The following is a 22,671-nucleotide window of genomic DNA, read 5'->3' on the forward strand; positions in this document are numbered from 1 at the left end:
ATAGAGAACTTTGCACCAAGGATAATGTCAGCGAAGGGGAAAGCAATAAAAATGGCACCCGAAGGTGCCATTTTTAGTCAATACATCAACAATTAGAAGTTGTATTGTACGCGGTAGATTACAAGATCTTGGTAATCTTTACGTGCAAGCTTGTTAACTGTGTAACGGTATAGGATACCTGTTGACCAGTTTTGCGTCACATTCCACATTGCATTTAGGCTGCCGTTTAGACCCCAGCTTTCTGAGCTTTCATTAGAGCCTGCAGTTGTGCTTTGAAGCGTAGAGTAAGCATCGTTGCGCGCAAATTCTAGCTCATTCCAAGTAGAGAAGGTGAAGTTTTGACCTGCAATATCTGTGTTGTAGTAACCAACGTAGCCAAACATACCGCCGTTGCTGCCTTTGATATCACCAGAGTTGATTTGGTGTACACCAATGAATGGAGTGAAGCCCCAACCATCGCCTTTAAGGCCTGTGTAACCTAGACCTAACACGCGGTTTTGCTCGTGGAAACCTTTGTCTGTATCTGTATTGTATACTTGAGCGTATAGAGAGATACCTGAGTCAGTTAGGTTGTAGTGGATTGTACCTTTCGTAGATGCACCACGGTCATCACCAGCACGATCTACACCTTCGTAATCGTAGAAGCCGTAGATTTGGCCCCAATCGAATACCGCACCACCTTCAATACCGATTACCGCTTGGTTGCGATCTTCGATTTCGCCGCCAAAGTTGTCTTTATCGTTACCGATACCGTGGTTCCATGCTTGGTAGTCAACATACATGCCACCGAAACCGAATAAGTATTCTGCTTGTGCTGGTACAGCTGATACCGCTGCAACAACACCTAGAGCTAAAAGTGATTTACGCATAATGGGAACTCTCTATGTTTGTTAATTTAAATATTCAGTAGATATTTACTTGGTTGCACAATCTTAGCTGTGCTTTATGGGAGGGAATAATATCGATAAAAATCTCAAAAGCCATGTGCAACCAATGTAAAAAAACATAAAACCGGTGATCAAGATCTCATTAACAGACTAAAATTTTAAATGTAACGGAACTTTCATTGCATTGCACAGAAAATGATATAGGTATCGATTACGCAAACGTTGGCCTAAATTTTTATGCTTATCATGTATTCAACATATTCGGTGAATGATCGGGTTGGTGTGTTGTAACGTAACTGTTAATAAAAAGATAGGGAGTTACATTTATGCCTGAGATTATGCTTTTTCCTTTGAGTTCTTTTGTGTTGCCGGAAGGAAAAATGCGTTTAAGGATTTTTGAGCCGCGATATAAAAGATTGGTTTCACAAGCTATGAAATCCGATGGAACATTCGGTGTGTGCTTGTTCGAAAAGAGTGAGGAGCCAACTGGTAGTGAGTTATCTAAAGTTGGAACGCTTGTTAAAGTGATCGATTTTGAGCAGCTCGATGATGGTTTGCTAGGGATTTCTGTTACTGGTTTAACCAAGTTTGAGATTAAGCACGTTAGAGTTGAATTTGATGGTTTGCGATATGCCAGAGTAAAGTGGCTTCCAAGCTGGGAATATTCTACTGTTGATAAAGATGTTGAGCCCATCTGCCATTATTTGAGCCGGGTTTATCAGCAATTCCCCGATATTGGCGACCTCTACGAACAGAAGTTTTTTGATGACGCCAGTTGGGTTAGCCAACGTTGGTTAGAAATACTACCACTCACTAATCAGCAATTTGACAGTTTGGTTGGGAAAAAAGATTGTACAGATGCTGTCAACTTTCTAACTAAAACCTTAGGCGATGAACTTCCACAGTGATCCAAAAGGTTTGCCAAACGTATTAGTGGGTTCAAGGGCTTTATTAAGGATATCGAAATGGCCAACATAGATACCCAAGCTTTTAACAAAAATGACTGGGCGTCCTGTATGGAGAAAGTGAAACAGCAAGATAAGCAAGCTTTTGCTTTGGTGTTTTCTCACTTCTCCCCACGTTTAAAACAGTTTGCCTTCAGGCACATGGGCAATGAACAGGTTGCTTTGGAGATTGTTCAAGAAGCGATGGCAACCGTGTGGCAAAAAGGTGCTTTGTTCGATGGGAGTAAAAGCTCGTTATCGACTTGGATTTACACTATCGCTCGTAATCTCTGTTTTGACACCTTACGCAAACAAAAGGGTAGAGAAGCTCATATTCACTCAGAAGATATTTGGCCTAACGACTATTGTCCGCCAGATATGGTCGAGCACTACTCCCCTGAAACAGAGCGGTTAAAACAGCAGATTATCAAGTATCTAGATATTTTGCCCGAAGCGCAGAAGAAGGTGGTCAAAGCCGTTTACCTTGAAGAGCTTCCCCATCAGCAAGTCGCAGATATGTTTGATATACCCCTAGGTACCGTTAAGTCGCGATTGCGATTAGCAGTAGAGAAATTACGCAATTCAATTGAGGCAGAGTAGTATGAGTTACCATCCACAAACATCAATGTTGCAGGCTTATGCTCAAGGCATTCTCGATGATGTGAGTGCTTTTACAATTGCCACTCATATTGAGAGTTGCCCAAAGTGTAGGCAGCAAGTTCAGCAATTTGAAATGCAGTGCGGGGAAGATCTGGCCAGTGAAAGCGTTGATTCCAACTTAGATTTGGAGTCAATGTTCGAGCAGATTGTATGCTTGGAGCAAAACAGTGAACCGTTGAGGCCTCCGCGCTTACCAACTTTTATCGAAGTTAATGATAAAACATTTCGACTCCCTTTATCGCTAACACGCTTTAGAGACAAAATAGGTGAATGGAAAAGCTACGGAGGTAAGGTCTATAGCGCTTCTATAGATATCTCCGAGCAAGCGAGAATTAATCTGATGTACATAGCAGAAGATGTCACCATTCCACAGCATACCCATAAAGGCTTAGAGTCAACATTAGTTTTGCATGGTGGGTTTAGTGACGAGGATGGTCATTATGAAGTGGGTGATTACTTACTTAAAGATGGTTCGGTGAAACATAGCCCGTTCACACGTGCCGGCGAAGATTGCCTGTGCTTGACCGTGCTCACTGAGCCGATGTTATTCACCCAAGGAGTAGCAAGAGTATTCAACCTATTTGGCAAAGGCATGTATCCTTAGTGCGGGCAACATGAAAAGAACAAAGGCTTGGTTATTTGAACCAAGCCTTTTTTGATCAATTACTTTCTGTACTTTGCTGCTGCAATTCCTGTTTATCTCGTTCTCTTGCCTTATCCAACATGTCTGAAAAATAGTGCCTTAGAGAATAGAGCATAATCAGGCTTGGAATCACCATCAATGCGGTCAAGATAAAGAAGGTGGACCAGTCATTGAGGTAATCGACCAGCTCACCTGAGAAAGAAGCCAGCGTGGTACGACCGAAGTTACCCAACGAAGCAAGCAGGGCGTATTGCGTTGCCGAGAAGGCTTGTCCTGTTACCACGGTCAAGAAGGAGACAAAGGCGACCGTCGAGAAGGCTGAGGTAAAGTTATCGACCACGAGTGTGGCTAAGAACAGTTGCTCATTTGGCCCCACTTTAGCGATCCATGCAAACATCAGGTTACTGGAGGCCATGGCAATTCCGCCGATCATCAGGCCGCGCACAATACCAAATTTCACATTGACCATACTGCCAACTAGGGTGAACAGAATTGTTAGTCCCCAACCAATCAGCTTAGAGTAGTAGCCGATCTGTTCATTGCTAAACCCAATTTCTTTGTAGAAGGTAATCGACATTCGGCCAAGGAAAGCCTCCCCAATCTTAAACAGGAAGACAAACAGGAGTAGTGTCAGTGCGACACGGAAGCCATTACGTTTGAAGAAATCTAAGAACGGTTCCACCACGGTTACAGTTAGCCATGCCACGGCACGATTGCCAACTACTTTGCTATGGCGCTGTTCCGCTTGGGCTTGCAATGAATCACGTTGCGTTTTTGGCTCACCGACGAGCAAGGTGAATACCATTAGAATGGCGACAATGGCGGCCATGCCGTAGTAAACGCCATTCCAACCAATGGAATCGGCATTTATAAAGGCAAGGTAACCAGGCACAGAGTAGCCCGTCCACCAACCAATCACTGCCATCGCGGAAGCCTGTGGCAATTTTGATGGCTCTGATTTAGGGAAAGTATCGATACGAAACGCATCGATTGCGATATCTTGAGTCGCAGACGAGATGGCAATACCCAGTGCTAACATTGAAGTGAGCATCAGGTTTTGCGATGGGTCAACACCCGCAATAAACAAGGTACAAACCAGCACCACGGATTGGCATAAGAATATCCAACTTCGGCGTTGCCCTAGTATTGCGTGCAGTAATGGCAGACGAACCCTGTCAACCAGTGGCGCCCATAGAAAGTTAATCGCGTAGACAGCGAAAACGCTACCAAAGTAGCCGATTGCTGCGCGAGTCAAGCCAGCATCTTTGAGCCAGCCAGACATGTTTGAACCAATCAATACCCAGGGAAATCCACTAGAACAGCCAAGCATGAACACCCACATCAGGCGTTTATCCATGTAGCTTTGAATTGTTTCTCGCCAAGACAGTGAAGGGGAGTCAGAAGACATACACTATTCCTTGTTTGAGTTTCCGGTATGCAAGAAGAAAGGCTCTAACCGTGGAGGTTAGAGCCTAAGAGGATTATTTTAGAAGAGTCGCTTTTGTAATTATGATTGGCTCAACAGGAACATCACGGTAACGTCCTACTGAGTGGGTCGGCTTTTTACCCATCTTTTTAATTACGTCAAAACCTTGAGTTACTTTACCAAACACGGTGTAACCCGGTGGACGTTGGTCATAATCAAGGAAGTTATTGTCGACGAAGTTAATAAAAAACTGACGAGTTGCAGAGTTCGGGTTGTTGGTACGCGCCATTGCAATCGTCGCCGTATTGTTCTTCAACCCATTCGACGCTTCATTTTTGATCGGCGAGTAAGTCGCTAGCGGCTTCATTTCTTTATCAAAACCACCGCCCTGAGCCATAAAGTTGGGAATCACGCGATGAAATTGAGAACCGACATAACTGCCATCGTCGACATACTTTAAAAAGTTCGCCACTGTGATAGGGGCTTTCTCTTGGTTTAGCTCAACAGTGAAAGAGCCTAGGTTGGTTTCGAATTCTACCTTGGGACCTGCAAATGCTAGACTGCTAACTAACGCAAGTGAGGCAATTGCTGTTTTCCACATTAGAATCGCTCCTGCATGTAATTTTGAAGTTCGCGGTCGTTAGAAACTTCTTGAAGTACAAGGTTGATGACATCATTAAGTACTTCTTCGATCTCTTCGTTTGAAGCGCTCAGTGCACCTGTACGTTTTGCTGTGCCCGTGTATGTCTTAACAAGCTTGCCCTGAGGTGTTTCCGCAGTAATCTCCAGAACGACTTTTCCATCCATCTGGTTTTCCATTACGGTGTGCTTAACCGAAACTAGCGCTTCTTGTACTTCTACTTCCACGGAGTTTTCGCTGTTAACAGTGCTACGGAAACCTTGTGATTTGAACTGATCCAATAGTGCGTTTTCGATTGAGATGCGAACATTTTGCTTAGAGTGAATCGGTTCAATGTTTGAACGTCCACTGTCTACTAAAGCAACATACTGAGCGGAACGCATGTCTTTACTGGTTAGAGTAAAACTTGCATCTTGAACAATATCGCTGTTGCTCAATACCGCTTTAGGCATGAAGTTGATTTGCTCTTGCTGCGGCGCCGAACACGCAGTGAGTAATGCCATTGACGCGGCTAGAACCAGTTTTCTCATTGTAATTTCCTTTCTTGTTAACTCTGCGAGCCTACTGAAACGTATAGACAGATAATAGTGGACTATTTAGTCGCTTGTAAAATAACAAATTTCTTATTGGAAGCGACAACTTTTACGTTCGACTTGCCAAACAGTCTAGATAGTTTTCCATCGTAGCCGAGGTGACGGTTACCGATAACTAATAATTGTCCACCGACACTAAGAATTTGCTTTGCATCACAGAACATCTGCCATGCAATGTGATCCGTAATTGCTTGTTGTTGATGAAAAGGGGGGTTACACATCACTAGATCGACATCTTGCGCCCGCATTCCATCGAGGCAGTTGTTGGCGATGCAGTCGATTTCTCTCTCTTTTCCTAGGTTTGAAATAAGGTTTTGTTGCGCGGATTCTACCGCCATAAAGCTCTCGTCGACACAGGTCAGTTTTATCTGAGGATTCAGTTGGCCCATTTTTACGGATAACACGCCATTACCACAGCCTAAATCGAGTACGTGTTTTAGTTGAGGATTTTGTGGTAAGTGTTCAAGCATAAAGCGAGCGCCAAGATCTAGACTCTCTCCAGAATAAACATTTGGCAGATTGTTTAGCTCAATCTGTTCGTTATCAACAGACCAACGAGTGTCAGGGGAGACCTTAATTGGTGTTTGACTGTTGGCATAGCTAAAGACAAGGCGATGTTTTTTCCAAGCTAGCGATGTCTTGGTTTCGCCAAGGTGTTTTTCGAACAATTTCAGTGTTGAAGAGTGAATCTCTTTGGCCTTGTTGACAGCAATCACAGGGACTGAGCTATCTAGCGTATTGTGCAGCTGACTGAGTAGCCAGACTAAGTGGCGATTACTCTTAGGTAACTGAAACAGCACCAAATCGACCTTACTTGGAATCTGACTCATCGTGGTCAAGTAATTGATCGTCGGGCAGCCATTTGCTTTAAGGTTAGCGTTTGCACCTTGATGAGAGATAAACGAGTCACTCATCAAAGTGACTTGATGGCGTTGACTAAACCAACAACTCAGAGCGCCAAAGTGATCGTTAATAATCAGAATGTTCTGATTACTTGGTAGCTCTAACTCTTCAACATGATTGATGAGATATTCGTCTCCAGCATCCCATGCTTGCAGGGTTTCATTATTTCTTTTTGGGTATCGGTACAAAGAAAGAGTACGCTCGTGCAAAGTAAGCTCAGTTTTCATATTTGGAATGCTAGCTAGTCGTTAATCGCTAAATTGTCGCAAAACCGGAGAGGAGAGGAAACTAAAACCTTTAGCTTTATGATAGAGGCGATTATTATCTAACCTTATAAAGTTGTTCATATCTGATGGTAAAAACCGATGATACAAGAAGTTATTGAAAACAAACTGACTGAAGCCTTTAGCCCTGACTACCTTAACGTCGTCAATGAGAGTTACATGCACAATGTACCGCCAGGCTCAGAAAGCCATTTTAAGGTGGTTATTGTCAGTGAAGTATTTGAAGGGGCGCGTTTGATTGCACGCCACCGCCAAGTAAATCAAGTGCTTGCTGAAGAGTTAGCCAACCAAATTCATGCTTTGTCTATGCACACCTATACGGCTGATGAATGGAAAGAGCAGAATCAGCTCGCGCCAGATAGCCCGATGTGTTTAGGCGGTTCAAAATAAGTCACAAAAAGGGGTAGCGTTTGCTACCCTTTTTATTGGTAGCGATAGTCTAGATGTTAACAAGGTAGAAACAAATAAATGCAATGGTTAGTTTTAAAACAGAATGTTTCACGATGTGAATGAATTAGAAAAATAGGAAATAGGGTGCGGATTTATGTTTGTGCGGTGGCTCAAAGTTATGACTATTCTATCGCCTTTTAAACCCTATTCACTCGAAATATCTCTGTTAATCATAGCATTCATCATGGCATCACCTTCTAAAAAGATGATAGACTACCGCACCTGATAAATCCCGCTTAATTCTTGTAGCGAGATTTTTAATAGGATGTTGCGATTTTGGTGTTTAAAACTTCACCAAAACCGGACACTAGTGTCGTGTCTAAAAGTTACGCAAACAAAGAATCTTTTTCCCGATAAAAGTAGTGCAAGTGCGTATGATTACAATAAAGAAGGGTTTGGACCTTCCTGTTGCAGGAACTCCTACCCAGGTGATTAATGATGGTAAGACCATCAAAAAAGTCGCCTTGCTTGGCGAAGAGTACGTCGGCATGCGTCCTACTATGCATGTCCGCGTAGGCGATGAAGTAAAGAAAGCTCAAGTTCTTTTTGAAGATAAGAAGAACCCAGGTGTGAAATTTACTTCACCAGCAGCTGGTAAAGTGATCGAGATTAACCGTGGTGCTAAACGTGTACTTCAATCTGTAGTGATTGAAGTGGCAGGTGAAGAGCAGGTGACATTCGATAAGTTTGAAGCTGATAAACTAGCAGGTCTTGACCGTGAAGCGGTGAAAACTCAACTAGTTGAATCAGGCCTTTGGACCGCTTTACGTACTCGTCCGTTCAGCAAGGTTCCAGCAATCGAATCTTCTACTAAGGCTATTTTCGTTACTGCTATGGATACCAATCCATTGGCGGCTCAGCCTGAGTTGATCATCAATGAGCAACAAGAAGCGTTCGTTGCAGGTTTAGATCTGCTTTCAACTCTGACTGATGGCAAGGTTTACGTATGTAAATCTGGCACAAGTCTTCCTCGTTCTTCTCAATCAAATGTTGAAGAGCATGTATTTGATGGCCCTCACCCAGCAGGTCTTGCTGGCACCCACATGCATTTCCTATACCCAGTGAATGCAGAAAATGTGGCGTGGAGTATCAACTACCAAGACGTTATCGCGTTCGGTAAGTTGTTCCTAACTGGTGAACTTTACACTGACCGTGTTATTTCTCTGGCTGGCCCAGTAGTGAATAACCCTCGTCTAGTGCGTACATCTCTAGGTGCATGCCTTGATGACGTAACGGACAGCGAGCTAATGCCTGGTGAAGTTCGTGTGATTTCTGGTTCAGTACTAACTGGTACTCATGCAATTGGTCCTCACGCATACCTAGGTCGTTACCACGTACAGGTTTCTGTATTACGTGAAGGCCGTGAAAAAGAACTGTTTGGCTGGGCGATGCCTGGTAAGAACAAGTTCTCTGTGACTCGCTCATTCCTTGGTCATATCTTTAAAGGTCAGTTGTTCAACATGACAACTACCACTAACGGTAGTGATCGTTCAATGGTTCCAATCGGCAACTACGAACGTGTTATGCCATTAGATATGGAACCGACTCTGCTACTTCGTGATCTATGTGCAGGCGATACTGACAGTGCAGCAGCACTCGGTGCGCTAGAGCTAGACGAAGAAGACGTAGCACTGTGTACCTTTGTGTGTCCTGGTAAGTACGAGTACGGTGAACTCCTTCGTGAATGCCTAGATACCATCGAGAAGGAAGGGTAATTTTCATGGCTCTTAAAAAGTTTATTGAAGACATCGAGCATCATTTTGAGCCAGGTGGTAAACATGAGAAGTGGTTTGCTTTATATGAAGCAGCAGCAACACTTTTCTACACGCCAGGCTTAGTAACGAAAAAAAGCTCGCACGTTCGTGATAGCGTTGACCTAAAACGTATCATGATCATGGTTTGGTTCGCGGTATTCCCAGCAATGTTCTGGGGTATGTACAACGCGGGTGGCCAAGCTATCGCAGCACTTAATCACATGTATGCTGGTGATCAGCTAGCAGCTGTAGTTGCTGGCAACTGGCACTACTGGCTAACGGAAATGCTTGGGGGCACTTTAGCCGCCGATGCAGGCGTTGGCAGTAAGATGATCCTAGGTGCAACTTACTTCCTACCTATCTACGCAACGGTCTTTATCGTTGGTGGTTTCTGGGAAGTACTGTTCTGTATGGTGCGTAAGCACGAAGTTAACGAAGGTTTCTTTGTTACTTCTATTCTATTTGCACTTATCGTTCCACCAACTCTACCTCTATGGCAAGCAGCGTTAGGTATTACCTTCGGTGTTGTTGTTGCTAAAGAGATCTTTGGTGGTACGGGTCGTAACTTCCTTAACCCAGCACTTGCTGGCCGTGCATTCCTATTCTTCGCTTACCCTGCGCAAATCTCTGGTGACGTAGTGTGGACTGCAGCTGATGGCTTCTCTGGTGCAACGGCGCTTAGCCAATGGGCACAAGGTGGCAACGGTGCACTAGTGAATACAGTGACAGGCGCTCCAATCACTTGGATGGACGCTTTCATCGGTAACATTCCTGGTTCTATTGGTGAAGTTTCTACACTGGCTCTAATGATCGGTGCAGCAATGATCGTATACATGCGAATTGCTTCATGGCGCATTATTGCGGGTGTAATGATCGGTATGATTGCAACAGCAACTCTGTTCAATGTGATCGGTTCTGACACTAACCCAATGTTCAACATGCCATGGCACTGGCACCTAGTTCTAGGTGGTTTTGCATTCGGTATGTTCTTTATGGCAACGGACCCAGTATCCGCTTCATTTACTAACAAAGGTAAATGGTGGTACGGCGCGCTAATCGGCGTGATGTGTGTACTAATCCGTGTAGTAAACCCAGCTTACCCAGAAGGTATGATGCTGGCGATTCTATTCGCGAACCTGTTTGCACCTCTGTTCGACCATGTAGTTATCGAGAAGAACATCAAGCGGAGACTAGCACGCTATGGCAAGTAATAACGACAGCATTAAAAAGACGCTGGGTGTTGTTATCGGGTTGAGCCTTGTTTGTTCAATCATCGTATCAACAGCAGCTGTAGGTCTACGTGACAAGCAAAAAGCTAACGCTGTACTAGATAAGCAAACTAAGATCGTTGAAGTTGCAGGTATCGACGCTACAGGCAAGAAAGTACCAGAGCTATTCGCTGAGTACATCGAGCCTCGTCTAGTTGATTTCGATACCGGTGCTTTCGTTGAAGGTGACGCTGCGTCATACGACCAACGTAAAGCTGCAAAAGATCCTGCTGAGTCTATCAAGCTAACCGCTGACCAAGACAAAGCGAAGATCCTACGTCGCGCAAACACGGGTGTTATTTACCTAGTGAAAGATGGCGACGCAGTATCTAAGATCATCCTACCTGTTCACGGTACAGGTCTATGGTCAATGATGTACGCTTTTGTTGCAGTAGAAACTGACGGTAACACTGTCTCTGCAATCACATACTACGAACAGGGTGAAACTCCTGGACTTGGTGGTGAAATTGAGAACCCTTCTTGGCGCGCTCAGTTTGAAGGCAAGAAACTGTTTGATGAGAACCACAAACCAGCAATCAAGATTGTTAAAGGTGGTGCTCCAGCAGGTTCTGAACACGGTGTTGATGGCCTATCAGGTGCGACACTAACAGGTAACGGTGTTCAAGGTACATTTGATTTCTGGTTAGGCGACATGGGCTTTGGTCCATTCCTAGCAAAAGTTCGTGACGGAGGTCTGAACTAATGTCTAGCGCACAAAACGTTAAGAAGAGCCTATTAGCGCCTGTATTGGATAACAACCCAATCGCGCTGCAGGTTCTTGGTGTTTGTTCTGCATTGGCAGTAACAACTAAACTAGAAACGGCTTTTGTAATGACACTAGCGGTTATCTTTGTAACTGCACTGTCTAACTTCTTCGTTTCAGTCATCCGTAACCACATTCCTAACAGTGTGCGTATCATCGTTCAAATGGCGATCATCGCATCTCTAGTAATCGTGGTAGACCAAGTGCTTAAAGCTTACCTATACGATATCTCTAAACAGCTATCGGTATTCGTAGGTCTAATCATCACGAACTGTATCGTTATGGGTCGTGCTGAAGCATTTGCAATGAAGTCTGAGCCTCTTCCATCACTTATTGATGGTATTGGTAACGGTCTTGGTTACGGTTTCGTTCTTATCACTGTTGGTTTCTTCCGTGAGCTATTTGGCTCAGGCAAATTATTTGGCATGGAAGTTCTACCTCTAGTGAGCAATGGTGGTTGGTACCAGCCAAACGGTCTGATGCTATTAGCACCATCTGCATTCTTCCTAATCGGTTTCCTTATCTGGGCAATCCGTATTCTGAAACCAGAGCAAGTAGAAGCGAAGGAGTAAGGACGTCATGGAACACTACATTAGCTTGCTAGTTAAATCGATTTTCATCGAAAACTTAGCACTATCGTTCTTCTTAGGTATGTGTACATTCCTTGCTGTATCTAAGAAAGTTAAGACCTCTTTCGGTCTTGGCGTTGCCGTTGTTTTCGTACTGACTGTTGCAGTACCTGTGAACAACCTACTTTACAACCTAGTTCTTAAAGAGAATGCGTTACTTGAAGGTGTGGATCTTAGCTTCCTAAACTTCATTACCTTTATCGGTGTAATCGCGGCTCTAGTACAGATTCTAGAAATGATCTTAGACCGTTTCTTCCCACCTCTGTACAACGCGCTAGGCATCTTCCTACCGCTGATCACAGTAAACTGTGCGATCTTCGGTGGTGTATCTTTCATGGTACAACGTGACTACAACTTCGCAGAGTCAGTAGTATACGGCTTCGGCTCAGGTGTGGGTTGGATGCTAGCTATCGTTGCTCTTGCAGGTATTCGTGAGAAGATGAAGTACTCTGATGTACCTCCAGGTCTACGTGGTCTTGGTATCACGTTCATCACAGTTGGTCTAATGGCGTTAGGCTTTATGTCTTTCTCTGGTGTTCAACTGTAAGTCGGGTAAACGGCAGCAATTAAAGGAATAGTCATGAATACTATTATTTTTGGTGTAGTGATGTTTACCCTGATTATCTTGGCGCTAGTTTTAGTGATTCTATTCGCTAAATCTAAACTAGTACCATCAGGTGACATTACAATCTCTGTGAATAACGACCCAAATCTGGCGATCGTTACACAACCAGGCAGTAAGCTTCTGGGTGCTCTAGCTGGTGCTGGTGTATTCGTATCTTCTGCTTGTGGTGGCGGTGGCTCATGTGGCCAGTGTCGCGTAAAAGTTAAATCAGGTGGTGGTGACATTCTACCAACCGAGCTTGACCACATTACTAAAGGTGAAGCGCGTGAAGGTGAGCGTCTAGCGTGTCAGGTTGCAATGAAAACTGACATGGACATCGAACTTCCTGAAGAGATCTTCGGCGTTAAGAAGTGGGAATGTTCAGTTATCTCTAACGATAACAAAGCAACATTCATCAAAGAGCTTAAGCTACAAATTCCAGATGGCGAATCAGTACCTTTCCGTGCTGGTGGTTACATCCAGATTGAAGCTCCTGCTCACCACGTTAAATACGCTGACTTCGATGTACCAGAAGAGTACCGCGAAGATTGGGACAAGTTTAACCTGTTCCGCTACGAGTCTAAGGTAAACGAAGAAACAATCCGCGCTTACTCTATGGCTAACTACCCAGAAGAAGAAGGTATTATTATGCTGAACGTGCGTATCGCTACGCCGCCGCCTAATAATCCTGAAGTACCGCCAGGTATCATGTCTTCGTTCATCTGGTCTCTTAAAGAAGGCGACAAGTGTACTATTTCTGGTCCATTTGGTGAGTTCTTCGCGAAAGACACAGACAACGAGATGGTCTTCGTTGGTGGTGGTGCTGGTATGGCTCCAATGCGTTCGCACATCTTCGATCAGCTTAAGCGTCTAAACTCTACTCGTAAGATGTCTTTCTGGTACGGTGCGCGTTCTAAGCGTGAGATGTTCTACGTAGAAGATTTCGACGGCCTACAAGCTGAAAACGAGAACTTCGTGTGGCACTGTGCACTGTCTGACCCTATGCCAGAAGATAACTGGGATGGTTACACAGGCTTCATCCACAACGTACTGTACGAAAACTACCTGAAGGATCATGAAGCGCCTGAAGATTGTGAGTACTACATGTGTGGTCCACCGATGATGAACGCAGCTGTTATCGGAATGCTGAAAGATCTCGGTGTTGAAGACGAAAATATCCTACTGGATGACTTCGGTGGTTAAATTTCGGTAAGTTGGGGCTGTAGTTTGATGAGTTAATCTTCCGAGCTACAACTCCAACTACTTGAAATTACGTCTCTAAGATGGCTGACTGCTTTAAGTCAGCCATTATTTTTTAAAGAGTGGTAATAGTCGATGCGTTCTATATAAAACGTATGTGCTATTCCCGTTTCGAATTTAAGGAGTCTAACAAGTGAAAAAATGGCTTGTTGCATTTGCTTCTCTACTCGTTTTAGCTGGCTGTGAAAAGCCCGCGGAGCAGGTTCATCTAAGTGGCCCAACAATGGGGACAACTTACAACATTAAATACATCTCAGCGGAGGGTATCCCTTCACCAGAGGTGCTTCAGCAAGAAGTCGATCGACTGCTTGAAGAGGTCAATGACCAGATGTCGACCTACCGCAAAGATTCAGAGTTGAGTCGTTTTAACCAATTGCAAACTTCGGAGTCGTTCGAAGTGTCTCCACAAACAGTCACTGTGGTGAAAGAAGCAATCCGTTTAAACGGTCTTACTCAAGGTGCATTAGATGTGACGGTAGGTCCATTGGTTAACCTTTGGGGCTTTGGTCCAGAAGCTCGACCTGAAGTCGTCCCTACCGATGATGAGCTGGCAGCGCGCAAAGCGATGACGGGTATTGAACACCTTTCTGTTGAAGGTAATACACTTAAAAAAGATATTCCTAACCTTTATGTCGACCTATCGACAATTGCAAAGGGGTGGGGTGTGGATGTGGTTGCGGACTACATTCAATCTCAAGGTGTTGAGAATTTCATGGTTGAAGTCGGCGGTGAAATGCGCCTGAAAGGATTAAATCGTGAAGGCGTGAAATGGCGTATCGCAATTGAAAAACCATCAACTGACGAACGTGCTATTCAGGAGATTATTGAGCCAGGTGATATGGCGGTGGCGACATCGGGTGATTACCGTATTTATTTCGAGCGAGATGGCGTACGATACTCACATATCATCAACCCACAAACGGGTAAGCCTATTCGCCATAAAGTGGTCTCAGTGACTGTATTGGATAAGTCATCCATGACGGCAGATGGCTTGGCGACGGGCCTTATGGTTCTTGGTGAAGAGCTAGGTATGCAGGTGGCCAACGAAAACAACATTCCTGCGTTTATGATTGTTAAAACCCAAGATGGCTTCAAAGAGTTAGCTTCTGAAGCTTACAAGCCATTTATGAATCAATAATAAAACTACGAGCATGTCATTATGAGTACATTTCTAATTACCTTTGGTGTGTTTATGGCTGTGATTGCTGCTATGTCAATCGGCTATATCATCCAAAAGAAAGTCGTAAAAGGCAGCTGTGGCGGTCTTGGTGCAGTTGGTATCGACAAGGTATGTAATTGCCCTGAACCATGTGATGCACGTAAAAAGCGTGAAGCGCGTGAAGCGGCTAGAGCTGAAAAACTAGCAGCATGGGAAAAAGATCGTATCGCCTAATGTTAGCGCAATATTTCAAGTTAAACACCGACATAACGTCGGTGTTTTTGTTTCTACAAGAATGATCTTATGGTTAGCTGTAAACAGTACAATTCCTTCCCGCTGCTTTTGCTTCGTATAGTCTGTCATCTGCCAGCTTTATCTGGTCATTTAAACTTTCGCGGTTACTACAAACGCCAATACTGACAGAGACTTGTATGGTATTAGAGTTATGCTTAATTAAAGTTTTTTCTATCCGTAACCGTACGTTTTCAATCCGGGTAATAAAGTCATCAAAAGGGATGTGAGACTGAATACAAAACTCCTCGCCACCAAACCTTGCCACTACGTCATCAGGGAAATAGATCTTTAAGATATTGGCAATGACCTTTAGTGCAGCATCTCCCCCGTCATGGCCGTAGGTATCATTAACTGCTTTGAAGTGGTCAATATCGAGCATAGCAATACTACGAGCCGTACACGTGGAGCAAGCTTGTGCAAACAGAAAGCGTCGGTTCCATAACCCCGTAAGCGCGTCTTGGTTAGCAAGCTGATACAGCTCTTCAGTCGCTTCTTTCATGTTTAGCAGTTGATGTACCCGGCAATAAAACTCTTCTTGATTAAAAGGTTTAGTTAAAAAGTCATTGGCACCTGCTTTTAGAAACTGAGCTGTAAGGGTTTTAGAGTTGCTGCCCGATAAGCCTATGATGCCCAAACTATTGTTGTCATAAGATTGACGTATTTCTTGGATCATCTTGATGCCATCTTTTTCAGGCATATCATGATCAGTAATCACAAAGGTAATGGTAGGATCTTGCTTTAGCCTTTCTAGTGCAATTTGGCCATTTTCCGCTTGAGTCGTTTTAATGTACTGGTGCTCCAATAGCTGGATAACATGTGCACGAACGGTCGAAGAATCATCAACGATCAAAGCGTGATGCTTATCGTTGTTGAGTAGTCGTTTAGCGAGAGGAATTAGGTAAGCAACTGAAGCCATACTATTTTTCAGCAGGTAGTCGACAACGCCTTTTGCGAGAAAACGCTCTCTGGCATCTTCATTGAACGTAGCCGTAAGGACGATGGCTTTATGCTTGTGCTCCAGTACGAGGTCGATGACTTCTCCATCCTGAGCATCAGGTAAGCAATAGTCTAAAACGGCAAAGCGGAACTCTCGGTGTTGCTGCAGGATATGCTTGGCTTCAGCTAGGGTTTCGGCGCTATAAACCTGACAACCAATAGCGGTTAACTGCTGTGTCAGGTAGTTTTGGTACGCACGGCTATCTTCCACAACCAGTACTTTATTGTTCAAAGTCGTGCCTCTTATTTGTCGCTATAGTTTTAATAATAAACCCATCTATCGATCTTGCACGGGTAATTGATCGACAATTTTCCCTATGAGAACTCAAGAATATAAATTAAACTGTATTTATATACAGTTATTTGTGGGTTTATTTGTCGGTGACGATGAGCGAAAAAGTGAGAAAAATCATCCATGTCGATATGGACTGTTTTTATGCTGCGGTAGAAATGAGGGACAACCCCTCTTACCGTGGACGACCACTTGCCGTAGGTGGCCATGAAAAACAGCGTGGTGTTCTTAGTACCTGCAACTATGAGGCAAGGAAATATGGTATTCGTAGCGCCATGCCAACTGCTCGTGCATTGCAATTGTGCCCACAGTTACTTGTCGTTCCTGGTAGGATGAAAGTCTACAAAGAGATATCAAAACAGATCCGAGACATCTTTTCTCGCTACACTTCATTGATTGAACCTTTATCTCTGGATGAAGCTTACCTAGATGTCACAGACTGTACACAGTGCCAAGGCTCTGCCACTTTGATAGCCGAAGCAATACGTCGTGACATCTGGCATGAGCTTTCGCTAACCGCGTCGGCTGGAATTGCTCCAGTTAAGTTTTTAGCTAAAGTTGCTTCTGATATGAACAAACCCAATGGACAATTTGTGATTCCGCCTGAGAGGGTTCAAGAGGTGGTTGATAAACTCCCTCTAGAGAAAATACCAGGCGTTGGCAAAGTAAGTTTGGAAAAATTGCACCAAGCGGGTTTCTATACCGGCGAAGACATAAAAAAGAGTAACTATCGTGATTTGCTGCTTAAGTTTGGTCGCTTGGGCGCTTCACTATGGAATAAGAGCCACGGTATCGACAATCGTGAAGTCGTGGTAGAGCGAGAGCGCAAATCGGTTGGCGTTGAGCGAACCTTTAGCCAAAACATTTCTACCTATCAGGAGTGTTGGCAGGTCATTGAAGAAAAGCTATTCCCTGAACTCGAAAAACGTTTAGAAAAAGCGTCGCCTGAAAAAGCCATCATTAAGCAAGGAATCAAGCTGAAGTTCGCTGATTTCCAATTAACCACTATTGAACATATTCACCCGCAGCTTGAACTGGAATATTTTAAACAGTTATTGAGTGATATTTTGAAGCGTCAACAGGGCAGAGAGATCCGCCTGTTGGGGTTAAATGTAATGCTTAAACCGGAAGAACAGGCGAAACAACTTAGCTTCTTTTAGTCTTAACTGTCTCTAGCTTTCTATGTGCATGATTTGCGCTAGAACATCAGCGAATGGCGTCGATTCCAGTTTGGCAAATCCAGGCAAAGAGCGAGCTTTGATCTTAGTGAACAATGGCGTGGTGATACCGCAAAGAAACTTAGTTTGAAGGTGAGGTGAGAGTTTTCCTTTGGTTTTATCTTCGAGCGCCTTTAACCACGTTGATACCTGCTCAGGGTTGTACTCTTCTACGATAGGCTGAGGCAGAGTCGCGATGGCGCCACGACAAACACTACAATGACCGCATTCAGTAGGGGAGTTGTAGTCTGCGAAATAGTGCGCGAGCCCTGCACTTAAACATTGCTCAGATTGAAAGTAGCTAAGCAGATTGTGGATTCGTTCTACATCGCTACGTTCTTTATCTTTAAACAGTGACCACAAGCTTTGGCACAGCGTTTCTAGACTTTGCTCGGGTTTGTTTACTGTATAGACCTCGGTCATCAGCTTGCTTTCGAGCTCTATCCAACCTTTTTCGTTAAAGTAATCGAGGGCGGCAACTGCGCGGTGTCGTTCACCTTGAAAGTGATTCCATAAAGCATCAAAGTCGACCTGGCACCAGATCTTTGCTTGGCTTGAGCAATCAAACAGAGCGGATACAAATTGCTGACGAGCTGGATCAAACTGATTGATGATAAATTGCTTGTCTTTGATAAATTTGAATCGATAATCGGCAAAGTAACTGAACTTGGCTTGTATAACACCAGCCATCTCCATATAAACCAACAGCGTTTTTAATGGCAGTTGACGAATATTGGTTTCCGCAGACAATCTTGAAAGGACCACTTCCCACTGTGGACTGTTGCTTAATGCTTGTTCGAGTACAGAGTGAATATCGCCTAATTCAGGAGTATCGCCATAGACAAAGTTTTCTAACGTGCTGAGTCCGTTTTGATTGGCGAGTAAAATACACTGAGACTGCTTGCCATCTCGACCAGCTCGACCAATTTCTTGAGCATAGTTCTCGATGGATTTTGGCAGGTCAAAGTGGATCACACGGCGAATATCCGATTTATCAACGCCCATGCCAAATGCAATAGTGGCAACAATGCAATCAATCTCACCGCGCATAAATTGGTCTTGGATCGATTCACGGATATCGGGTTTCATCCCTGCGTGATACGCGTGAGCATTGACGCCGCCTTTGAGCAGCTGTTTAGCAACCGTTTCTGCGGTCTGTTGCAAAGTCACATAAACCACCGTTGGTGCGGTGGGTTCAGGGCCAATAAGGTTGAGCAACTGCTCTGCTTTGTCGTCTTCTTCACAAGGAACCACGCTAATATCTAAGTTTGCTCGGTAGAAGCCAGTCACAACCAGATCTTGCTCAGCGATCGAAAACTTATCGCGCATATCCTCAATAACCGACTGAGTCGCTGTTGCCGTTAACAGCAATGCTTGAGGAATTTGAAATTCTTTTAGGTACTGAGGTAGCTTTAGGTAGTCTGGACGAAAGTTATGTCCCCACTCTGAAATACAGTGTGCTTCATCGACAACCAACAGTGATATCGCCACTTGAGAGATAAACTGACGAAAACGTTCATTCTTCAGTCTCTCAACAGAGATCATGAGGATTTTAATCTCACCACGCCTAACTTGCTCCATCACTTGCAGCGTCTCTTCGCGGCTTTGGCTCGAATCGATCGAAGCCGCGGGTATTTGCTTGTTGTGTAAAAAAGCAAGTTGGTCTTTCATTAACGCGAGAAGAGGGGAGACGACCAAAGTCAGGTTTGGCAGCAGGGTAGCAGGTAATTGATAGCACAAAGACTTCCCTGAACCGGTAGGAAAAATCGCTGCGCACGAGCGTCCGTCTAAAATGGTCTCAATCGCTTGTTGCTGTCCACCCCTTAGGCTATCGAAGCCAAATGTGTGTTTAAGCGTATGTGCTATGGCTGTCTGGTGAGGTGAACTATCCATCAGGCGATTCCTACTATTCTCTTCTGCTTTGGTCACAGGTATTCTAAAGGCTATCAGAGCAATGGAACACGATTTTAGTATGAATAAATTAGAGCTGCGGCAAGTAATTCTCTCGCAACTGCAACGTAAATTGGAAGTTGCAGTGAGCTCTGCACAAAGAGCGATCGAGTCAGCCACTGATGAAGAGACGGTTCCAGAGCACAAATATGATACGTTAGCTCTTGAAGCTTCTTATTTGGCTCATGGTCAAGCGATGCGGGTGCAGGAGTGTGAGCAGGAAATTCAGGCTATGACTAACTTGCTGCTACCTCACGAGCCGAATACCGTTGGATTAGGCTGTTTGGTTTCATTGATTGATGTGGATGACTATCGTCACTGGTTCTTTCTCGCTCCATGTGCTGGTGGCATGAAAGTCCAATTTCAACAACATATGATAGTACTAGTTACGTTTGAATCTCCGCTTGGTCAGGCTTTAAAAGCGAAACAAGTGGAAGATGAGATCAGTTATAAGATTGGTGAAATTGAGCATTGCTATGAGATAGAAACCATCAGCTGACATACTTTTAGCCATGTTTGATAAGCTCGAAATCAATGAATTAAGTGGAATGACAATGAAGAAAGTAATACTAGCCTTACCGATACTGCTTTCAAGCCAAGTTTACGCTGCGCAGTGTAAAGTAGATTTAAAAAATGAAATTCACCTCAATGGTGAGCGGATTGAAATCGTGCAGACAGGTGGTGACAAAGCGGTAGTTGATGCTAACAATAACCTACTTATTCACGGTGAAAAGATAGAGCTAGACAATGAGCAGCAGCAAGCGATTGCTCAGTATCGTGAAAATCTCAATGATTACTTACCTCGAGCGAAAAAGATTGCCCAGGATGGATTAGCGCTAGCCAATGATATTGTTGATGACGTGGCGGTGAGCTTTGATGCACCAGAAGCGTTCGAAGGTGTTAAGCAATCCATGAAGCAGTTTTACGCTGATATTGAAGCGCGCTACTACAACAATGGTGATCTTGTTCTGCCAGCAGACAGTTTTGGCTCATTAAGTGAAACATGGGCTGAAGATTTTGAAAAAGCGAAAGCACTGTTTAACGAAGAGTTTATTTCTAGCGCATTCAATGCGATGTCTGAAAAGATGAAAGCTGAGGGTGGTTTAAACTTAACCGAAATGGCGAACTCTATGAGTGAGCTAAAAGAGCGTATCGCTGAACGCTTAAAGCAACATGCGGTTGAGGTTGAGCAGCAAGGCGAAGAGTTTTGTGACTCGCTAGATCAGATGGCGGAACAAGAACAACAACTGCATAAGAAGATACCTGAGCTTAAGGACTATCAGATTTTCACAATCTAAGGTAACGATTGCTCGAGGTATGCGATCACATAACAGGGTGCCTATGGCACTCTTGTTATAGACAACTTGGTGAATAATGTGTTTAATTCTGGCTCTTGCTTTTAGGGTATGACGTTTAGATGCAGATATCCCATCTATCTCTCAAACAGTTAACGATCATTGCTTCGCTGATGATGGCGAGTGTTTTTGTTTTTTGTTATCTCTCTTTCCGCTATATCTGGACCTATGATGAGGCGGTTGAGCGTTTTGAATTCCTCCAGGCTGAGGAAGTGAATCGAGTTAAAACAGTCATTGATCTACAAAAATCTGAACTCGCTCGCTCATTGATTAACTACGCGGCATGGGAAAGTATCACTGACTTTATTCATTCGCCTGATCCAGAGTTTACCGATCGCAGTATCAGCCCTCATACCTTTACCTCTCAACAATTGAGCGGTGTATTCATTTTTGATCCAAATGTTAGTTTAATCTGGGGTCGCCATTACGATGTAAAGGCCCTGCAGGATCGTTCTTACGATGAAATCCGTTATAAATTTGGCGCATTGTTAGCCGATAGTTTGAAATCCAGAACCGACAAGATCACTCCGTTTGTTAAGTTTCTTGTTTTTGATGATCAGCCCGCTCTCCTCGCAACGTCAAGGATCTGTGATAGTGATGGTGCGGACTGTGACCGTGGTTATATGATGTTTATAAAGCCGATTGGCGGTAGCTTTGTACGAATGCTAAAGCAAGCAACGGGCATCAATGTCGAAATTTACACCAAGCAACAAGCAGAAGCTGCGGAGGTTGCTAATCGAGAGAATATAACCATTCTCGAACGGTTGGATTATCAGAACAATTCAACCGTGTGTATTGTGATAAATCATAGTGTCACCATGCCTTCGTTTATCACATGGGGTGAGTTGTCAGCTGTGCTCGCTTTTGCTGTATTTATGTTTGGTTTTAATTTGTGTGTTGTGCATGTGATGATTAAACCAATCAAGCAGGCGAGATTTGCGCTGTGTAATCTCAATAAAGATAGCCAAACTATCACTGAAGAAGATCAGTTTATTTCCCATGAAATGCGTGATTTTGCTAGCCGAATCAATGAGGTTTTTGGTGAGTTAGAACGAAATCGCAGCGAACTGGAATGGCTTTCGACCCATGATGCTTTGACCAAAGTTGGCAATCGTCGCAGACTCCAAGCCTATTGGCAGCAACTCAAGTCGTGCTCTCAAAATCAGTATGTTAGTGTCGTCTTAATTGACATCGACCACTTTAAATCTTTCAACGATAACTATGGTCACCTTGAAGGGGATTTTATCTTAAGTGAAGTGGCGACCCATTTATTTAACGCCAAATCGAGTTGTGACAAGTTTATTGCTAGATACGGCGGAGAAGAATTTTGTATCCTCCTTTCCTCCGAGCAACCAATCAACAATAAGCAGGAAGCGGATGCGTTGCTCTCGGCGATAAATACCCTCGCCATTACCCATGAACATTCACCTACTGCGCAATATGTCACTGTGTCTGTGGGGGTTGCTGATTGTGCGAGTCAACCTCTCGATAATCAGCACGATATTTTCCTTGTGGCCGACAGTGCGCTCTATGAAGCTAAACACAGTGGAAGAAATAGAGCGAAGATTAAGCCTTACTTAGTAGAGTCAACGCGTAAACTGAACGTTACGAGTTAAATCGGCTATAACTTAACCTTATCTACCTAACGATTTGCTATTTTAATTGTGAATATTGGCGTTTTGTATTAATGTACTAGTCAA

The 22,671-nt window shown here is 44.0% G+C and carries 23 protein-coding genes; 16 read left to right on the top strand and 7 right to left on the bottom strand.

Annotation, left to right across the window (positions count from 1 at the left end; translation table 11 throughout):
* Positions 1-92 precede the first annotated feature (92 nt).
* A complete protein-coding gene (locus AC6R00_RS18885) occupies positions 93-869 on the bottom strand; it encodes an outer membrane protein OmpK (protein WP_004744916.1) in 777 nt (258 codons plus the stop codon).
* A gap of 344 nt (positions 870-1,213) precedes the next feature.
* On the opposite strand from AC6R00_RS18885, the gene AC6R00_RS18890 reads away from it, so the two are divergent.
* Genes AC6R00_RS18890 through AC6R00_RS18900 form a run of 3 tightly spaced genes read left to right on the top strand, consistent with a single transcriptional unit; the run spans position 1,214 to position 3,095 of the window.
* The gene (locus AC6R00_RS18890; protein ID WP_500641549.1) at positions 1,214-1,795 is read left to right on the top strand and encodes an LON peptidase substrate-binding domain-containing protein; all 582 of its coding nucleotides are present in this window, start codon (positions 1,214-1,216) and stop codon (positions 1,793-1,795) included.
* Positions 1,796-1,852: 57 nt separating this feature from the next.
* Positions 1,853-2,431 (top strand): sigma-70 family RNA polymerase sigma factor, encoded by a 579-nt coding sequence (locus AC6R00_RS18895; protein WP_500641550.1) that lies wholly within the window; start codon positions 1,853-1,855, stop codon positions 2,429-2,431.
* 1 nt (position 2,432) lies between these two features.
* The gene (locus AC6R00_RS18900) at positions 2,433-3,095 is read left to right on the top strand and encodes a ChrR family anti-sigma-E factor (RefSeq protein WP_500641551.1); all 663 of its coding nucleotides are present in this window, start codon (positions 2,433-2,435) and stop codon (positions 3,093-3,095) included.
* 55 nt (positions 3,096-3,150) lie between these two features.
* Here AC6R00_RS18900 and AC6R00_RS18905 read toward each other — a convergent pair whose 3' ends face one another.
* The 4 genes from AC6R00_RS18905 to AC6R00_RS18920 all read right to left on the bottom strand — a co-directional run bounded on the left by AC6R00_RS18905 (position 3,151) and on the right by AC6R00_RS18920 (position 6,923).
* A complete protein-coding gene (locus tag AC6R00_RS18905) occupies positions 3,151-4,542 on the bottom strand; it encodes an AmpG family muropeptide MFS transporter (RefSeq protein ID WP_500641552.1) in 1,392 nt (463 codons plus the stop codon).
* 73 nt (positions 4,543-4,615) lie between these two features.
* Positions 4,616-5,161 carry a peptidylprolyl isomerase gene (locus tag AC6R00_RS18910; protein WP_500641553.1) on the bottom strand — a complete coding sequence of 182 codons (546 nt, stop codon included), beginning with the start codon at positions 5,159-5,161 and terminating at the stop codon, positions 4,616-4,618.
* Positions 5,161-5,730 carry a YajG family lipoprotein gene (locus AC6R00_RS18915; protein ID WP_004744909.1) on the bottom strand — a complete coding sequence of 190 codons (570 nt, stop codon included), beginning with the start codon at positions 5,728-5,730 and terminating at the stop codon, positions 5,161-5,163. Before AC6R00_RS18915 ends, AC6R00_RS18910 begins: the two co-directional genes overlap by 1 nt.
* A gap of 62 nt (positions 5,731-5,792) precedes the next feature.
* Positions 5,793-6,923 (bottom strand): methyltransferase, encoded by a 1,131-nt coding sequence (locus AC6R00_RS18920; protein ID WP_500641554.1) that lies wholly within the window; start codon positions 6,921-6,923, stop codon positions 5,793-5,795.
* A 138-nt stretch (positions 6,924-7,061) separates the two neighbouring features.
* Here AC6R00_RS18920 and bolA point away from each other — a divergent pair, with 138 nt between their 5' ends.
* The 9 genes from bolA (at position 7,062) to nqrM (ending at position 15,101) form a co-directional block, all read left to right on the top strand.
* A complete protein-coding gene (gene bolA, locus AC6R00_RS18925; RefSeq protein WP_500641555.1) occupies positions 7,062-7,370 on the top strand; it encodes a transcriptional regulator BolA in 309 nt (102 codons plus the stop codon).
* Between the two features lie 434 nt (positions 7,371-7,804).
* Positions 7,805-9,145: a Na(+)-translocating NADH-quinone reductase subunit A gene (locus tag AC6R00_RS18930; RefSeq protein WP_500641556.1), complete on the top strand. Its 1,341-nt coding sequence runs from the start codon at positions 7,805-7,807 to the stop codon at positions 9,143-9,145.
* A 5-nt stretch (positions 9,146-9,150) separates the two neighbouring features.
* Entirely contained in the window at positions 9,151-10,395 is a 1,245-nt protein-coding gene (locus AC6R00_RS18935) for an NADH:ubiquinone reductase (Na(+)-transporting) subunit B (RefSeq protein WP_500641557.1), read from the top strand.
* A complete protein-coding gene (locus AC6R00_RS18940) occupies positions 10,385-11,155 on the top strand; it encodes a Na(+)-translocating NADH-quinone reductase subunit C (protein ID WP_004744904.1) in 771 nt (256 codons plus the stop codon). Before AC6R00_RS18935 ends, AC6R00_RS18940 begins: the two co-directional genes overlap by 11 nt.
* Entirely contained in the window at positions 11,155-11,787 is a 633-nt protein-coding gene (locus tag AC6R00_RS18945; RefSeq protein WP_004415330.1) for an NADH:ubiquinone reductase (Na(+)-transporting) subunit D, read from the top strand. The genes AC6R00_RS18940 and AC6R00_RS18945 overlap by 1 nt, the downstream gene beginning before the upstream one ends.
* 7 nt (positions 11,788-11,794) lie before the next feature.
* Entirely contained in the window at positions 11,795-12,391 is a 597-nt protein-coding gene (nqrE, locus tag AC6R00_RS18950; RefSeq protein ID WP_004744903.1) for an NADH:ubiquinone reductase (Na(+)-transporting) subunit E, read from the top strand.
* Between the two features lie 33 nt (positions 12,392-12,424).
* Entirely contained in the window at positions 12,425-13,651 is a 1,227-nt protein-coding gene (nqrF, locus tag AC6R00_RS18955) for an NADH:ubiquinone reductase (Na(+)-transporting) subunit F (protein ID WP_500641558.1), read from the top strand.
* Positions 13,652-13,841: 190 nt separating this feature from the next.
* Positions 13,842-14,846 (top strand): FAD:protein FMN transferase, encoded by a 1,005-nt coding sequence (locus tag AC6R00_RS18960; protein ID WP_500641559.1) that lies wholly within the window; start codon positions 13,842-13,844, stop codon positions 14,844-14,846.
* A gap of 21 nt (positions 14,847-14,867) precedes the next feature.
* Positions 14,868-15,101 carry a (Na+)-NQR maturation NqrM gene (gene nqrM, locus AC6R00_RS18965; RefSeq protein ID WP_004744900.1) on the top strand — a complete coding sequence of 78 codons (234 nt, stop codon included), beginning with the start codon at positions 14,868-14,870 and terminating at the stop codon, positions 15,099-15,101.
* 73 nt (positions 15,102-15,174) lie between these two features.
* Here nqrM and AC6R00_RS18970 read toward each other — a convergent pair whose 3' ends face one another.
* Positions 15,175-16,389 (bottom strand): GGDEF domain-containing response regulator, encoded by a 1,215-nt coding sequence (locus tag AC6R00_RS18970; protein ID WP_500641560.1) that lies wholly within the window; start codon positions 16,387-16,389, stop codon positions 15,175-15,177.
* 155 nt (positions 16,390-16,544) lie between these two features.
* Between AC6R00_RS18970 and dinB the strand changes: the two genes are divergently transcribed.
* Entirely contained in the window at positions 16,545-17,609 is a 1,065-nt protein-coding gene (gene dinB, locus AC6R00_RS18975; RefSeq protein WP_500641561.1) for a DNA polymerase IV, read from the top strand.
* A gap of 12 nt (positions 17,610-17,621) precedes the next feature.
* On the opposite strand, the gene AC6R00_RS18980 is transcribed toward dinB, so the two are convergent.
* Positions 17,622-19,559 carry a RecQ family ATP-dependent DNA helicase gene (locus tag AC6R00_RS18980; protein ID WP_500641562.1) on the bottom strand — a complete coding sequence of 646 codons (1,938 nt, stop codon included), beginning with the start codon at positions 19,557-19,559 and terminating at the stop codon, positions 17,622-17,624.
* Between the two features lie 79 nt (positions 19,560-19,638).
* On the opposite strand from AC6R00_RS18980, the gene AC6R00_RS18985 reads away from it, so the two are divergent.
* The 3 genes from AC6R00_RS18985 to AC6R00_RS18995 all read left to right on the top strand — a co-directional run bounded on the left by AC6R00_RS18985 (position 19,639) and on the right by AC6R00_RS18995 (position 22,587).
* Positions 19,639-20,115 carry a transcription elongation factor gene (locus tag AC6R00_RS18985; RefSeq protein ID WP_500641563.1) on the top strand — a complete coding sequence of 159 codons (477 nt, stop codon included), beginning with the start codon at positions 19,639-19,641 and terminating at the stop codon, positions 20,113-20,115.
* A 55-nt stretch (positions 20,116-20,170) separates the two neighbouring features.
* On the top strand, positions 20,171-20,914 hold the full coding sequence (locus tag AC6R00_RS18990) for a YggN family protein (RefSeq protein ID WP_500641564.1): 744 nt from the start codon (positions 20,171-20,173) through the stop codon (positions 20,912-20,914).
* Between the two features lie 119 nt (positions 20,915-21,033).
* On the top strand, positions 21,034-22,587 hold the full coding sequence (locus AC6R00_RS18995) for a sensor domain-containing diguanylate cyclase (RefSeq protein WP_500641565.1): 1,554 nt from the start codon (positions 21,034-21,036) through the stop codon (positions 22,585-22,587).
* Positions 22,588-22,671 lie beyond the last annotated feature (84 nt).

This window comes from Vibrio sp. R10-SF1-ISO8 (assembly GCF_059833805.1).

Bases quoted from the DNA above. Each gene is read 5' to 3' on its own strand.
- AC6R00_RS18885 (WP_004744916.1), bottom strand. From the start codon at position 869: ATGCGTAAATCACTTTTAGCTCTAGGTGTTGTTGCAGCGGTATCAGCT.
- AC6R00_RS18890 (WP_500641549.1), top strand. From the start codon at position 1,214: ATGCCTGAGATTATGCTTTTTCCTTTGAGTTCTTTTGTGTTGCCGGAA.
- AC6R00_RS18895 (WP_500641550.1), top strand. From the start codon at position 1,853: ATGGCCAACATAGATACCCAAGCTTTTAACAAAAATGACTGGGCGTCC.
- AC6R00_RS18900 (WP_500641551.1), top strand. From the start codon at position 2,433: ATGAGTTACCATCCACAAACATCAATGTTGCAGGCTTATGCTCAAGGC.
- AC6R00_RS18905 (WP_500641552.1), bottom strand. From the start codon at position 4,542: ATGTCTTCTGACTCCCCTTCACTGTCTTGGCGAGAAACAATTCAAAGC.
- AC6R00_RS18910 (WP_500641553.1), bottom strand. From the start codon at position 5,161: ATGTGGAAAACAGCAATTGCCTCACTTGCGTTAGTTAGCAGTCTAGCA.
- AC6R00_RS18915 (WP_004744909.1), bottom strand. From the start codon at position 5,730: ATGAGAAAACTGGTTCTAGCCGCGTCAATGGCATTACTCACTGCGTGT.
- AC6R00_RS18920 (WP_500641554.1), bottom strand. From the start codon at position 6,923: ATGAAAACTGAGCTTACTTTGCACGAGCGTACTCTTTCTTTGTACCGA.
- bolA (WP_500641555.1), top strand. From the start codon at position 7,062: ATGATACAAGAAGTTATTGAAAACAAACTGACTGAAGCCTTTAGCCCT.
- AC6R00_RS18930 (WP_500641556.1), top strand. From the start codon at position 7,805: ATGATTACAATAAAGAAGGGTTTGGACCTTCCTGTTGCAGGAACTCCT.
- AC6R00_RS18935 (WP_500641557.1), top strand. From the start codon at position 9,151: ATGGCTCTTAAAAAGTTTATTGAAGACATCGAGCATCATTTTGAGCCA.
- AC6R00_RS18940 (WP_004744904.1), top strand. From the start codon at position 10,385: ATGGCAAGTAATAACGACAGCATTAAAAAGACGCTGGGTGTTGTTATC.
- AC6R00_RS18945 (WP_004415330.1), top strand. From the start codon at position 11,155: ATGTCTAGCGCACAAAACGTTAAGAAGAGCCTATTAGCGCCTGTATTG.
- nqrE (WP_004744903.1), top strand. From the start codon at position 11,795: ATGGAACACTACATTAGCTTGCTAGTTAAATCGATTTTCATCGAAAAC.
- nqrF (WP_500641558.1), top strand. From the start codon at position 12,425: ATGAATACTATTATTTTTGGTGTAGTGATGTTTACCCTGATTATCTTG.
- nqrM (WP_004744900.1), top strand. From the start codon at position 14,868: ATGAGTACATTTCTAATTACCTTTGGTGTGTTTATGGCTGTGATTGCT.
- dinB (WP_500641561.1), top strand. From the start codon at position 16,545: ATGAGCGAAAAAGTGAGAAAAATCATCCATGTCGATATGGACTGTTTT.
- AC6R00_RS18980 (WP_500641562.1), bottom strand. From the start codon at position 19,559: ATGGATAGTTCACCTCACCAGACAGCCATAGCACATACGCTTAAACAC.
- AC6R00_RS18985 (WP_500641563.1), top strand. From the start codon at position 19,639: ATGAATAAATTAGAGCTGCGGCAAGTAATTCTCTCGCAACTGCAACGT.
- AC6R00_RS18990 (WP_500641564.1), top strand. From the start codon at position 20,171: ATGAAGAAAGTAATACTAGCCTTACCGATACTGCTTTCAAGCCAAGTT.
- AC6R00_RS18995 (WP_500641565.1), top strand. From the start codon at position 21,034: ATGCAGATATCCCATCTATCTCTCAAACAGTTAACGATCATTGCTTCG.